The sequence below is a fragment of the Xanthomonas sp. D-36-1 genome (genome assembly GCF_017746155.1).
Taxonomy (GTDB): domain Bacteria; phylum Pseudomonadota; class Gammaproteobacteria; order Xanthomonadales; family Xanthomonadaceae; genus Xanthomonas; species Xanthomonas cissicola.
Genome location: NZ_JAGHWR010000061.1, coordinates 1 through 12,380 on the forward strand (window position 1 = coordinate 1; position 12,380 = coordinate 12,380).

General features: G+C 63.7%; 11 protein-coding genes and 1 pseudogene. 7 read left to right on the forward strand and 5 right to left on the reverse strand.

All coding sequences use genetic code 11. From position 1 onward, the window contains the following. Nucleotides 1-311: pseudogene (locus J7367_RS16260) on the forward strand (hypothetical protein); the annotation flags it as partial. An 89-nt stretch (nt 312-400) separates the two neighbouring features. Here J7367_RS16260 and fabB read toward each other — a convergent pair. Together fabB and fabA are read right to left on the reverse strand one after the other, a co-directional pair. Continuing rightward, nucleotides 401-1,609 carry a beta-ketoacyl-ACP synthase I gene (gene fabB, locus J7367_RS16265; protein ID WP_057662987.1) on the reverse strand — a complete coding sequence of 403 codons (1,209 nt, stop codon included), beginning with the start codon at nt 1,607-1,609 and terminating at the stop codon, nt 401-403. Further along, entirely contained in the window at nt 1,609-2,124 is a 516-nt protein-coding gene (fabA, locus tag J7367_RS16270; protein WP_003484052.1) for a 3-hydroxyacyl-[acyl-carrier-protein] dehydratase FabA, read from the reverse strand. The genes fabB and fabA overlap by 1 nt, the downstream gene beginning before the upstream one ends. Nucleotides 2,125-2,470: 346 nt before the next feature. Between fabA and dinB the strand changes: the two genes are divergently transcribed. From dinB to J7367_RS16290, 4 genes are all read left to right on the forward strand, one after another. Continuing rightward, complete coding sequence (gene dinB / locus J7367_RS16275; RefSeq protein ID WP_057662984.1) at nt 2,471-3,550, forward strand: DNA polymerase IV; 1,080 nt, start codon at nt 2,471-2,473, stop codon at nt 3,548-3,550. 142 nt (nt 3,551-3,692) lie between these two features. Further along, entirely contained in the window at nt 3,693-4,343 is a 651-nt protein-coding gene (gene gph / locus J7367_RS16280; RefSeq protein WP_057662981.1) for a phosphoglycolate phosphatase, read from the forward strand. Nucleotides 4,344-4,748: 405 nt separating this feature from the next. Then, nucleotides 4,749-6,992 (forward strand): TonB-dependent siderophore receptor, encoded by a 2,244-nt coding sequence (locus J7367_RS16285; RefSeq protein ID WP_057662978.1) that lies wholly within the window; start codon nt 4,749-4,751, stop codon nt 6,990-6,992. Nucleotides 6,993-7,050: 58 nt separating this feature from the next. Further along, nucleotides 7,051-8,013 carry an alpha/beta hydrolase-fold protein gene (locus J7367_RS16290; RefSeq protein WP_057662975.1) on the forward strand — a complete coding sequence of 321 codons (963 nt, stop codon included), beginning with the start codon at nt 7,051-7,053 and terminating at the stop codon, nt 8,011-8,013. Nucleotides 8,014-8,051: 38 nt separating this feature from the next. Here the strand turns inward: J7367_RS16290 and J7367_RS16295 are convergent, their stop codons facing one another. Together J7367_RS16295 and J7367_RS16300 are read right to left on the reverse strand one after the other, a co-directional pair. Further along, entirely contained in the window at nt 8,052-8,438 is a 387-nt protein-coding gene (locus J7367_RS16295; RefSeq protein WP_022559997.1) for a TfoX/Sxy family protein, read from the reverse strand. Next, complete coding sequence (locus tag J7367_RS16300; protein WP_003484068.1) at nt 8,435-8,917, reverse strand: GAF domain-containing protein; 483 nt, start codon at nt 8,915-8,917, stop codon at nt 8,435-8,437. The genes J7367_RS16295 and J7367_RS16300 overlap by 4 nt, the downstream gene beginning before the upstream one ends. Before the next feature lie 330 nt (nt 8,918-9,247). Here J7367_RS16300 and bioD point away from each other — a divergent pair, with 330 nt between their 5' ends. After that, a complete protein-coding gene (bioD, locus tag J7367_RS16305) occupies nt 9,248-9,922 on the forward strand; it encodes a dethiobiotin synthase (protein ID WP_057662972.1) in 675 nt (224 codons plus the stop codon). 113 nt (nt 9,923-10,035) lie between these two features. Here bioD and J7367_RS16310 read toward each other — a convergent pair whose 3' ends face one another. Beyond that, nucleotides 10,036-10,371 carry a phasin family protein gene (locus tag J7367_RS16310; RefSeq protein WP_003484072.1) on the reverse strand — a complete coding sequence of 112 codons (336 nt, stop codon included), beginning with the start codon at nt 10,369-10,371 and terminating at the stop codon, nt 10,036-10,038. Between the two features lie 1,154 nt (nt 10,372-11,525). On the opposite strand from J7367_RS16310, the gene J7367_RS16315 reads away from it, so the two are divergent. Continuing rightward, entirely contained in the window at nt 11,526-12,224 is a 699-nt protein-coding gene (locus J7367_RS16315) for an MBL fold metallo-hydrolase (protein WP_081027942.1), read from the forward strand. The last annotated feature ends 156 nt before the right edge of the window (nt 12,225-12,380 follow it).

The window sequence follows — 12,380 nt, forward strand, 5'->3', positions numbered from 1 at the left end:
TGATCAGACCTTCCCTAGTGCGTGCTGCCAGCGATACCGCCACCGTTCTCCCAAGCCGGGTGCTGCAAGGCGTCAGCGGTGCAGCAAACATCGCCGCTGCCGGGCTTGCCGCTGCCGCCACTACGGCCGCTCAGCAGGACGCGCCGCTCACGGCGGTGAAACTTAGCACCGCTTCATCCGTGGTCTGGGGCATCGGCGCGGCTGCCGCGTTCGGATCGGCCTGGATGGCGCGTCCGCATGAAACCCCCTCTGCAGCCGCAGCGTCGTCTGATGACCGCAGTCTGCCCAGCAGCCTCGGACAGGGCTCTTGATCAGCGGTTTACGTAGGCGCTGCAGCGCGACAGACGAAATCATGTGAATGCCTGCATCGGCTTGGCTGGCACCGATGCGGGCAGATGGTTTAGGTGCGTCCGAAGACCAGTGTCGCGTTGGTGCCACCAAAGCCGAAACTGTTGGACATCACCGTGTTCAAGGTCGCGTCCTGCGTCTGCCGCAAGATTGGAAAGCCTTCGGCGCGCGGATCGAGTTCGTCGATATGCGCCGAGCCGGCCATGAAGCCATCGCGCAGCATCAGCAGGCTGTAGATCGCCTCGTGCACGCTGGCCGCACCCAGCGAGTGCCCGGAGAGCCCCTTGGTCGAAGACAGCGGCGGCACGTTGTCGCCGAATACCTCGCGCACCGCGCCCAGTTCGGTGACATCGCCCAGCGGCGTGGACGTGCCATGCGTGTTGAGGTAATCGATGGGACGCTGCAGCCCCTGCATGGCCATGTGCATGCAGCGCACGGCGCCTTCGCCGCTGGGCGCGACCATATCGGCACCGTCGGAGGTCACGCCATAGCCGAGCAGTTCGGCATGGATGCGTGCGCCGCGTGCGATGGCGTGATCGTAGTCTTCCAGCACCAGCATGCCGCCGCCGCTGCCGATGACGAAGCCATCGCGCTGCGCATCGTACGGGCGCGAGGCCACGGCGGGGCGATCGTTGAAACCGGTGGACAGCGCGCCCATCGCATCGAACATCACGCTCATCGTCCAGTGCAGTTCTTCGCCGCCACCGGCGAACATCACGTCCTGTGCGCCATGCCGGATCAGATCTGCCGCCGCACCGATGCAATGCGCAGACGTCGCGCACGCGGCCGACAGCGAGTAGCTCAGTCCGCGTATTTTGAACGCAGTGGCCAGCGATGCGGACACCGACGAACACATCGTGCGCGGCACCATGTATGGGCCCACCTTGCGCACGCCACGGTTGCGCAGCAGATCGGCGGTTTCCACCTGCCATTGGCTGGAGCCGCCACCGGAGCCGGCAATCACGCCGGTACGCAGGCCGCTGACCTGCTCGGCATCCAGGCCCGCATCGGCGATCGCATCGCGCATTCCCAGGTATGCGTAAGCCGAGGCATCGCCCATGAAGCGCTTGAGCTTACGGTCGATCAGGCTGTCCAGATCCAGCGCCACCGCACCGCCGACCTGGCTACGCAGGCCTGCCTCGGCGTGATCGGGCAGCGCGGTGATGCCAGAGCGGCTCTCGCGCAGTGCGCTGGAGACGGTGTCCAGATCGTTGCCCAGGCGTGAGGTGATGCCCATTCCGGTAATGACGACGCGACGCATCAGAAATTCTCCGTTGAAGTGAACATGCCCACACGGAGATCCTTGGCGGTGTATATCTCGCGCCCATCTACCAGCATGCGTGCATCGGTCTGCGCCATCACCAGCTTGCGGTTGATGACGCGGCTGACATCGATCTCGTAGCGCACCAGCCTGGCGCTGGGCAGCACCTGGCCGGTGAACTTGACCTCGCCGCAGCCCAATGCGCGGCCACGGCCCGGCGCGCCGATCCAGGTGAGGAAAAAGCCGGTGAGCTGCCACATCGCATCCAGGCCCAGGCAGCCTGGCATCACCGGGTCGCCGATGAAGTGGCAGCCGAAGAACCATAGGTCCGGGCGGATATCCAGTTCGGCACGAATCACGCCCTTGCCATGTGCGCCGCCGGTGTCGCTGATCTCGGTGATGCGGTCGAACATCAGCATCGGATCATTGGGCAGACGGCCACTGTCGGGCGCAAACAATTCCCCACGCGCGCTGGCCAGCAATTGGTCGCGCGAGTACGTACTTTGACGAGTCATGACGAACGTTTCCTGCAAGGAGCGAAAGGCGAGGCCGGGAAGGGTGCATGAGGTCGCGCGGTTCAATCAAACGTTTTATCCGTACGCATGCGTGCTGTTTTCCGCTGACTGCGCAGTGCGCAGATACGCTGCTTCATGCCACATCACAGCGCTCGGGCCTGCGGTCGACGCGTGCGTGCGGGCCTGCGTCGTCGGCCTTGCACGCGCTGTCGTCGGATGCGCGACCGTTGGTGTTCGGTGCGCGCTCGTGCTCGCTTTACGAATGCGCGGCGATGTCTCTCGACGCAAGATGTGAGACGACGCTGGCTTATCATGGGCGCAGACCTGCGACAGAGAAATCCGCTTGATGCGCAAGATCGTGCACGTGGACATGGATGCGTTCTATGCGTCCGTGGAGCAGCGTGACGACCCTAGCCTGCGTGGCAAGCCGGTGGTGGTGGCCTGGCGCGGTGCGCGTTCGGTGGTGCGCGCGGCCTCCTACGAAGCGCGGACCTTCGGCATTCGCTCGGCAATGCCGGCCGTGCGTGCCGAACGCCTGTGCCCGGATGCGATCTTCGTGCCGCCGGATTTTGCGCGCTACAAGGCGGTGTCGCGGCAAGTGCGCGAGATTTTCCATCGTCATACCGACTTGGTGGAGCCGTTGTCGCTGGACGAGGCATATCTGGACGTCACGCAAGCCAAAACCGGCATGCAGCTGGCCACCGAGGTCGCGCAGTCGATCCGCACGCAGATCCGCGAAGAAACCCAGCTCACGGCATCGGCCGGCATCGCGCCGAACAAGTTCCTGGCCAAGATTGCGTCGGATTGGCGAAAGCCCGATGGCCAGTTCGTGATCGCGCCCAGCCGCGTGGATGCATTTCTGCTGCCGCTCAAGGTCAATCGCATTCCCGGCGTGGGCAAGGTGATGGATGGCAAGTTGGCGGCGCTGGGCATCGTCACCGTGGCCGATCTGCGCCAGCGGCCATTGGAAGAACTGCAGGCGCATTTCGGCAGTTTCGGTCAGAGTCTGTATCGCCGCGCGCGCGGCATCGACGAGCGCCCGGTCGAGCCGGATCAGGAAGTGCAATCGGTGTCCTCGGAAGACACCTTCAGCGAAGATCTGGCGCTTGATGCGTTGGACCCGCACATCCTGCGCCTGGCCGAAAAAACCTGGCTGGCCACGCGCCGCACCGAACGCATCGGCCGTACCGTCGTGCTGAAATTGAAGACCTCGAATTTTCGCATCCTGACGCGCTCCTACACGCCCGAGCAGCCGCCTACCTCGCAGGAGGCGCTGGCGCAGATCGCCCTGGCATTGACCCGCCGCGTGGAGCTGCCCGCGCAGACGCGCTATCGCCTGGTCGGTGTGGGCTTGAGCGGTTTCAGCGATGTCGAGGATGGCGCGGTGCAGGGGCAGTTGTTCGGCCAGATGCCGCCGTTGGAGTGAGCGGTCCGTGCTGCATTGCATGCCGCATGCGGCGATGGCTGCATCTGACGCAGGCGGCGAGCAACCCCCAGCGCTTCGCAGTGACGCGCGCTGAATCCTGCACTGCGTACACTGCGCCTCTCCCACACACGAGGCCGTCCGAATGTTTCCGTATTCGCTGGTGATCTTCGATCTGGATGGCACGCTGGTGGACAGCGCACCCAATATTGCCGAGGCTCTCAACGGCGCCTTGCAGGAGCTGGGGCTACAGCAGTTCAGCGAAGAAACGATCCGCGGCTGGATCGGCGAAGGTGTGCATGTCCTGCTTGCCATCGCACTGCGCGAAGCCGGCAGCACCTGCGATGCCGATGCGGCGATGCCGGTGATGATGCGCCATTACGAGGCGAGCCTGCTGCACGACCCGCAGTTGTATCCCGGCGTTGCCGAGGCGCTGACGGGCTTGCGCGATGCGGGCGTCACGCTGGCCTTGTGCACCAACAAACCTGCGCGTTTTATCGCGCCGTTGCTGGAGCATCTGGGCATCGCCAGGCACTTCAGCCGTGTGCTCGGTGGCGATTCGTTGCCGCAGCGCAAGCCCGACCCGGCGCCGCTGCTGCAGCTTGCCAACCATTTTCAGCGTAGCCCGCAACAGTGTTTGATGGCCGGCGATTCGGCCACCGATGCCGCAGCCGCGAATGCAGCCGGCATGCCGTTGGCAATGGTGCGTTACGGCTATCTGCGTGGCTTCGATGTACAGACCGCCGGTGCCGTGGCCATCATCGACGACATGCGCGAGCTGCTTGCGTTGAGGTAAGGCGCGCTGCGCGATTGGCGTGTGTTGCAGACACCGCCTTTATCAACGCGTAGCCTGCAACACCGCTCTGCGTCACGGCGTTCGGCGCTTTCGATCGACACCAGTTGCGCGACCGTCGCGTCTATACGCCGTTGATGCAGATGCCCGCGATGCGTGCGCCGGACGTGACTGTATGAGCTGCCGCAGTACTGCACTGCCGGCATGCAGCTGCGCCATCACCACAATTCGATTTGAGAATGAATCGCATCTGTGTAGAATGCCTGGACAATCTTGACTGCGGCACTGCCTCGCACACCCATCGTGCGCCTGCTGCACGCAGCACCCCCACCGTCTCACCTCAAGCCGTCGCCAGAGGTCTATCTCCTGTCGAGAGGTTTGAAAATGTCCGCATCACGCCGGCCATGGATGCCTGTGCCTGCACGTTGTCCCATCCTGTCCCATCGTCAGCTGGTGCTGGCTGTTGCGGTGGGTTGCGGCAGCTGCATCTTCAGCGCCTCCGCCGAAGACACTGTCGCCGATCCGCAATCGCTGGACACCGTGCACGTCACTGCAGCGCAGATTGCGCGCCAGGCGCTGGGTACATCGGTCATCACCGCCGAAGATATCGAACGGCGCCCGCCGGTCAACGATCTTTCGCAGCTGCTGCGCAGCATGCCGGGCGTCAATCTCACCGGCAACAGTGCCTCCGGGCAGTACGGCAATAACCGCCAGATCGATCTGCGCGGCATGGGGCCGGAAAACACGCTGATTCTGGTCGATGGCAAGCCGGTGGGATCGCGCGATGCGGTGCGCATGGGGCGTAGTGGCGAGCGCAATACACGCGGCGACACCAACTGGGTGCCGGCCGACGCGGTGGAGCGCATCGAGGTGCTGCGCGGCCCGGCGGCAGCGCGGTATGGCTCGGGCGCCTCCGGTGGCGTGGTCAACATCATCACCAAGAAACCCACCGGCGATCTGGCCGGTGCGATGACGGTGTTCGGTCTGGTGCCGCAGCACAGCGCCGAAGGCGGCGGTCAACGCACCGGATTCCAGTTCAGTGGCCCGCTGTCGGACACGTTTTCGTTCCGTCTGTACGGCAATCTCAACAAGACCGATCCGGATTCGCTGGAGCTCAATCGCCGCTTTGCGAGTAACTCCACTGCAGTGCCGCCGGCCGGGCGCGAGGGCGTGCGCAACAAGGACATCAATGGCCTGTTGCGCTGGGATCCGATGGAAGGGCAGGTGATCGAACTCGATGCCGGCTTCAGCCGCCAGGGCAATCTCTACGCGGGCGATCGCGCGGTCAGCGCCGATGGTCTGGCCGGCGCCGATCTCACTGCCTTGTTCGGCAGCGAAACCAACACGATGCTGCGCCGCACGTTCTCGCTCACCCATCGCGGCACCTGGGCGCTGGGCACCTCGCGCCTCACCGCCGCCTACGAAGGCACCGACAACACCCGCCTCAACGAAGGCCTGGCCGGTGGCCCGGAAGGGTCCATCGCCGCCAACCTGCTCGATTCCACCGCCACGCTCGATAACCTCAACATCGACGGAGAGTTCAACCTGCCACTGCAGGCATGGGCCGAACAGGTGCTGACATTCGGTTTCGAGCGCCGCCAGAGCCGTCTCAACGATGCGTATTCGATGTCGCAGACGGTGACCGCCGGTGGCGGCTTCCCCGGTCTGGATGCAGGCACGCGCAGTCCACGCAGCCAAGCCTCGCTCAGTGCCGTGTATCTGGAAGACAACATCTACGCCAGCGAGCGGCTGACGCTGACGCCAGGCGTACGCCTGGATCACCACAGTCAGTTCGGCAACAACCTCAGCCCCAGTCTCAACGTGCAGTACAGGCTCAGCGAAGACTGGTTGCTCAAGGGCGGCATCGCGCGCGCCTTCAAGGCGCCCAACCTGTATCAATCCAACACCAATTATCTGTATTACACGCGCGGCAATGGCTGCCCGGTGCTGTTCCCCAACCTCGGCTCGGGCTGCTATATCCAGGGCAACGACACCCTTGATCCGGAAACCAGCATCAACAAGGAGATCGGCATCGAGTGGGCACCGCAGAGCGGCCACCATGCCTCGCTGACTTACTTCCATAACGCGTACGACGACAAGATCGTCGCCGGCCTGGTGCCGGTCGGCACCACCGCCGATGGACGCGGGCAGGTCTTTCAGTGGGCCAATGCATCGGAGGCGATCGTGCAGGGCGTGGAAGGCAATCTCACCCTGCCGTTGTTGGGTGAGCAGGGCCGCGTGTTGAAGTGGAATAGCAACATCACCTACATGATCGAGAACAAGAACACCGCGACCGGTCAGCCACTGTCGGTGATCCCGGAATACACGGTCAACACCACGCTGGATTGGCAACCGACGCAAGCGTTGTCGCTGCTGCTCGCCGGCACGTTCTACGGCAAGCAGGAATCGGCCACGCAGTCGAGCACCAGCGGCGGCGCCATCGCCCCCGACACGCGCGAGCCCTACGATGTATGGAGCATCAGTGCGCGCTACCGCGTCACCCGCACGGTCAGCCTTGGCGTGGGCGTGGACAACCTGTTCGACACCCGGCTGTTTCGCGAAGGCACCAACAACACCGGTGGTGCAGCAGGCGCGGCCACCTATAACGAACCGGGGCGCGCGTACTGGGCGACGTTGCGCTTTGGTTTCTGAGGTTGGCCACCACAACACTGCCGCTGCCGGGCGGGCGGTGCGCATGAGGAGAGCTTCGATGCATCGCTGTCGGTGGACCGTTTGCATTTGCATGTCGCTATCGCTCGTGTGTGCCACACCGGCACTCGCGCAGCCGGATCTGTCTCGCACGATCGGCAGTACCGTTGCCGACCGTGCCAGCGCGTCCTATGTGTTCAGCGCGCTGCGACTGACGGCTGCCGACGGACAACGGCGGTATCGCGTACGGATCGCCGTGCCAAAAACGCCACCGCCGACGGCCGGTTATCCGGTGGTGTATCTGCTGGATGGCAACGCGGCATTGATGGAGCTGGACGCGCATCTGCTCGACAGCCTGTCCACGCACGGCGATGCACCGGTATTGGTGTTCATTGCCGATGACAGCGCGCTACGCATCGATGCGATCGGCCGCAGCCTGGATTACACGCCCGCGCGTTACGGCGACGGCCGCGTGGAGACCGATCCGTTGAATCCGCAACGTCGCACCGGCGGCGCGGCCGCGTTCGCGCAACTGATCGCGACGCGCATTCGCCCGCAGGTGGAGGCGCGCGTTGCGGTGGACACTCGCCGGCAGACCGTGTGGGGTCACTCGTACGGCGGGCTGTTCGTGTTGCACGTGCTGCTGACGCAGCCGCAGCTGTTTCAACACTACGTCGCGTTGGATCCGTCGCTGTGGTGGGGCGATGGCTTCATCGTCGATCAGGCGCACCGCGTGGTGGATGCTGCGAAATCGACAGACGCACACACGCCGCAGGTATCGCGGAGCGTGACGGTGATGGCAGGCGAGGGCGAACCTGCCACACGCAACCCAGCGGCACGCGCCACGCCAACCGAGCGGCCCGGAAGGCCGCGCGCAGATCCGCACGCAGCCCCCAAGCTCGTCGCGCTGCTGTCCTCGCTACCGGGCATCAAGGCCGACTATCGGCCGCTTCCCGGTCTTACACACGGACAGACGCTGGGTGCCTCGCTCGCACCCACGCTGCGGGACGCCGCCGCGCGTTGACGCCATGCGCCGCATGGACGGTGCCGCACGCCGCGCGCTCAGTCGTCGTGTGTCGTCTCCGCGGCGTCATCGTCCGCAGTGTCCGCATCGCCGTGCATGTCGTTGTCGTCGGCACGCGCGTAATGCACGGTTTCCACGGGTCCGCCGATGGCGCGGCCGCGCACCGGCAGCAGCGCGCTGGCCGCTTCGTATTCGGCCAGCAAGGCATGGCGTCGCGCTTCGGGCACGTCCTGCCAATGGCAATCGGCCAACGCGCCTTCCAGCGAATACAGCAGATTGAGGCTGGGCTTAAAGCCCGCGCGGCGCACCTTGACGAATGCGCCCACCGCACCGACCGCTTGCAGGTCCTGCTGCGTGCGCAGTCCGACCTGGCGCAGCCACGCCGCGCTCTTCGGGCCGATGTTGCGCATCCGCTCGGTGGTCACGCCAGCGCGTCTACGAAGAGTTGCGCAATGGCTTCCAGGCCACGTTGGTCGTCGGCATCGAAGCGGTCCAGCTCCGGGCTGTCCAGGTCCAGCACGCCGATCAGCGCATCGCCCTTGACCAGTGGAATCACCAGCTCCGAGCGCGATGCCGAATCGCAGGCAATATGCCCAGGGAACGCGTCCACATCGGCAATGCGCTGGCTCTGCCGGGTACTGGCAGCCGCACCGCACACGCCCTTGTCCAGCGGAATGCGCACGCATGCCGGCAGGCCCTGGAACGGCCCCACCACCAGCTCGCGGCCGTCGTAGAAGTAGAAGCCGGCCCAGTTGAGCGACGGCAACGAATGGAAGATCAGCGCGGCCAGATTGGCGGCATTGGCGATCCGGTCCGGCTCGCCGTGCACCAGTGCCTGGGCCTGGGCGGTGAGCTGGGCATATTGTTCCGGCTTGCTGCCGGTCAGCGAAGAGGTGGTGAACATCGGCAAAGTTTAGCAGTGGCCGTCTTGCAGCGTGGTTGCGACCGGGCAGGGAACGCGCGCGAGCTGCCATCGGCAGGGCGCTCCGACCTGCTGGCATCACAACATGCAGAATTCGCCGGAAGCGGCACGCATGTTCGACACCGCGCTCTTATCTCGCGTGCCCGACCGCGGACATCGGCACCTGCTCCCACCAAGGCAGCCAGGGCCGCGCACGTAGGCAGCGTGCTCCCGCAGGCAAACGAGAAACAACCGGCCTCAGCCATGGATCCGGTGCGCACGTTATGCTGCGCGCCCTTACGGCAATGGCGGCGCGGCCGCAGGATCAGGCGTATGCAGCATCCGGCTTTTTATGTCACCGGCACCGATACCGGCATCGGCAAGACCATGGGCAGCACCGCGCTGCTGCACGCGTTGCGCGCGCGCGGCCACAGCGCCGTCGGCATGAAGCCGGTGGCCAGCGGCTGCGAGCACACGCCCCACGGCTGGCGCAACGAAGACGCGCTCGCGCTGCAGGCGGCCAGCGATCCTCAGCCGGATTACGCCGTGCTCAATCCCTACGCCTTGCCGGCGCCGCTGGCACCGGAGCTGGCAGCAGCTGAGGTCGGCGTGACGCTGGCGCTGGCGCCCATCGCACACGCGTTCGCGCAATTGCGCACGCAGGCCGAGGTGGTGGTGGTGGAGGGCGTGGGTGGATGGGCCGCGCCGCTGAGTGCGACGCTGGATCAAGCCGATCTGGTGCGCGCCTTGCAGCTGCCGGTGGTGCTGGTGGTCGGCGTGCGGCTGGGCTGCATCAACCACGCGCGCCTCACTGCTGCTGCCATTGCTGCCGATGGACTGCAGTGCATCGGTTGGATCGCCAATGAAGTGGATCCGAAGATGGAGCGCATCGAAGAGAACATCGGCATGCTGCGCCAGCGCCTGGCGACGCCGTACTGGGGCCGGATCCCGTGGCGCCCGGGCGCCGAGGCTGCCGCCCAGGCGCAAGGGCTGCAGTTGCCGCGCTAGCTGGCACGGCGTGCTTGCGCAGGCAATAAAAAAGCCCGACAGAGGGAGGGATCTGTCGGGCCGGATTGCACGGGGGGAGGGACCCATGCAAAGACGCTGAATTTTATTGGCGCTTACTTACGCCGGGTCTTGCCTGATGCGCCGGCCTGATCGCTGCCGTTTTCGAACTGCTGCTTGGCGAACTGCCCAAGCTCGCTGGACATCTTCAACCCCAGCCCGACCACTTCCTGATTGACCGAGGCCAGGCGTTCCAGGTTATCTCGCGCTACCTGCAGGCCTTTCGGCCAAAGCGTCTGATACGCGCCCAGATCCCGCGCCTGCGCGAATTCGCCGAAGAAGCTGCTGGTCGCGTTGACGTTGCGTTCCAGCGTCTCCAATGCCAACTGGTTGGCACGTGCTGCGGCAGAAGCGAACTGGCTGGTGAAACTGTTTTCGAACTGCGCCGACATTGCGAACCCCTTGGGGAAAGCCGTGACCGTTTGTTGCGTTGCAGCATACACCTATATTGCTGCGATGCAACACATCTGCTGAAGATTTTCCGAACGGCGAACGGTAATCGGTCCCTCGCTTCATGTTGAAGAACTGCATCAATCGCGTGCATAGAGGCCCGGCTCCTTACTTTAGTTGCCGTAGGTAGGTGCCTTGAGCACCTTCGGGCGCCTCATTCCCTTGCCCGGCAAGCGAGCACAACAATTCCGTAAAAACCATGATTGCAACTCGTCCAGAGAGTCTAGGAATGCCAACGTACGTTGTCCTTGCAGGCAGGCGAGCGACGCAACTTGCGTGGACCCGCCGAGGCAGCTCCCAATCCGTTGGGACAACGACCGAAAGGTCGTCCATTGGTCAACGGAAGATGCTTCCCAGCGAAGAGACTCGCTGGCGAAGGGGCAATGTTCCCCACACCTATCCTCGGCTGTATGGCTGCGCTGATACGAAGAGTGATCGCCACCGTATATCCGGGTGGCAGTTCCATCGTACGGCGGCGCGCGGTGTGGCAAACACGCTGATCATAATGCCGGACTCTTCAGCCAATTGCGTGACCGAGAGAACGTTGCACACGGATCGTCCGTGCGTAAATTTATCGATCCAAACGCGCTGCTCGAAGATCGAATGAGTATTTCGATCCCTCGGGTGGCGCGCCAACTCAAATCGAAACGCGCTCTGTGATGGATGTACGCGTCTGTCGCCGTCGCTGTGCTGGTTCTGCGACCTCAGTTTCAATGTTGGCATGGACCAGCGCACGATCATCTATCTGACCTGCATTGCAGCCATGTAAGGTCCGGCAACCAGCAGAACGTGAGCGTAGCGTCGGAAGATCTGGGGAATAAGGATTTCCGATCTGTCTGTGGCCGGCGATATCTGTCTCATCAACGACGGCGCAACCGCGCTCACTTGACCAGGCATCAATCACGGGTGCCGATCGCGCGCAAAAGCGCAGCCTTCTTCGCTGACACAAGCGTCACGTTGGGTTGATGAATAATTGTTCCAGCCCCCGAGCTTCACTCTGGCGCCAGTCGAACTGCTGTAGCAGCAGCTCTCATCACGGTCGTTGCTTACATCGAACGCTCTCCGCTCGATCACCGTTAGTCGAAAGGCCGCAAAAATGAACGATATTGTGCACCCGGTTCGCGGGTGTCTTTCGGGCATCCTGACGCTTTCCCTGGTAGTCGCCTCCGGCGTTGCAGTCGCTTCCAGCACTGGCACTGCGCATCGCACCATGCCGGGCAGCGCGAGTACAGCTACTCAGGAGGTGAATCGCCGCGTTCTCTCCCAGCTCGATTTCAGCGATCGCGCAGACTTCGATTTGGCAAGGCGCGGATTGATCGCCCCGTTCGACGGCATCATTCGCGGTGAGAAGGGACAAGTCATCTGGGATATGCGTTCCTACGCATTCCTGCAGGACGAAACATCACCCGATACCGTCAACCCTAGCCTGTGGCGGCAGGAGCGCCTGAACCGCATCGCGGGGCTCTTCAAGGTGACAGAGCATGTGTACCAGGTGCGTGGCCTGGACCTGTCGAACATGACCATCATCGAGACCGCTACTGGGCTGGTCGTTATCGACCCCTTGGTATCCAAGGAAACGGCCAAGGCGGCGCTGGATCTTTATCGAGCAAACGTAGGTCGGCTGCCGGTAAAAGCGGTGATCTACTCCCATTCCCATGTAGACCACTACGGTGGGGTCAAGGGTGTGGTCGATGAGCGCGAGGTCCAACAAAGAACCGTGCCACTGCCGCCTTGCATGAAAAGCAGCTGGAACTGCTGCTGTCCAGCGATGCTGGACGCGGATCTGCGCACGTGAAGCTCGATCTTTACCGTGACAGTAAGAACTATCGCTTCCGCGTGACGAATGTGGGCTCAGCACAGGCGCGCAATGTGCAAGTCAAGATCCTTGCCAGGAAAGAAGAGCACGATCCCATTGCCGGGACAGATTACGCCTCTAAGGAAGGTCTGATCA

Excerpts from the sequence above, each read along its gene's own strand:
- gph (WP_057662981.1), top strand. The coding sequence starts at position 3,693 with ATGTTTCCGTATTCGCTGGTGATCTTCGATCTGGATGGCACGCTGGTG.
- J7367_RS16315 (WP_081027942.1), top strand. The coding sequence starts at position 11,526 with ATGAACGATATTGTGCACCCGGTTCGCGGGTGTCTTTCGGGCATCCTG.
- bioD (WP_057662972.1), top strand. The coding sequence starts at position 9,248 with ATGCAGCATCCGGCTTTTTATGTCACCGGCACCGATACCGGCATCGGC.
- fabA (WP_003484052.1), bottom strand. The coding sequence starts at position 2,124 with ATGACTCGTCAAAGTACGTACTCGCGCGACCAATTGCTGGCCAGCGCG.
- J7367_RS16290 (WP_057662975.1), top strand. The coding sequence starts at position 7,051 with ATGCATCGCTGTCGGTGGACCGTTTGCATTTGCATGTCGCTATCGCTC.
- dinB (WP_057662984.1), top strand. The coding sequence starts at position 2,471 with ATGCGCAAGATCGTGCACGTGGACATGGATGCGTTCTATGCGTCCGTG.
- J7367_RS16310 (WP_003484072.1), bottom strand. The coding sequence starts at position 10,371 with ATGTCGGCGCAGTTCGAAAACAGTTTCACCAGCCAGTTCGCTTCTGCC.
- J7367_RS16300 (WP_003484068.1), bottom strand. The coding sequence starts at position 8,917 with ATGTTCACCACCTCTTCGCTGACCGGCAGCAAGCCGGAACAATATGCC.
- fabB (WP_057662987.1), bottom strand. The coding sequence starts at position 1,609 with ATGCGTCGCGTCGTCATTACCGGAATGGGCATCACCTCACGCCTGGGC.
- J7367_RS16285 (WP_057662978.1), top strand. The coding sequence starts at position 4,749 with ATGCCTGTGCCTGCACGTTGTCCCATCCTGTCCCATCGTCAGCTGGTG.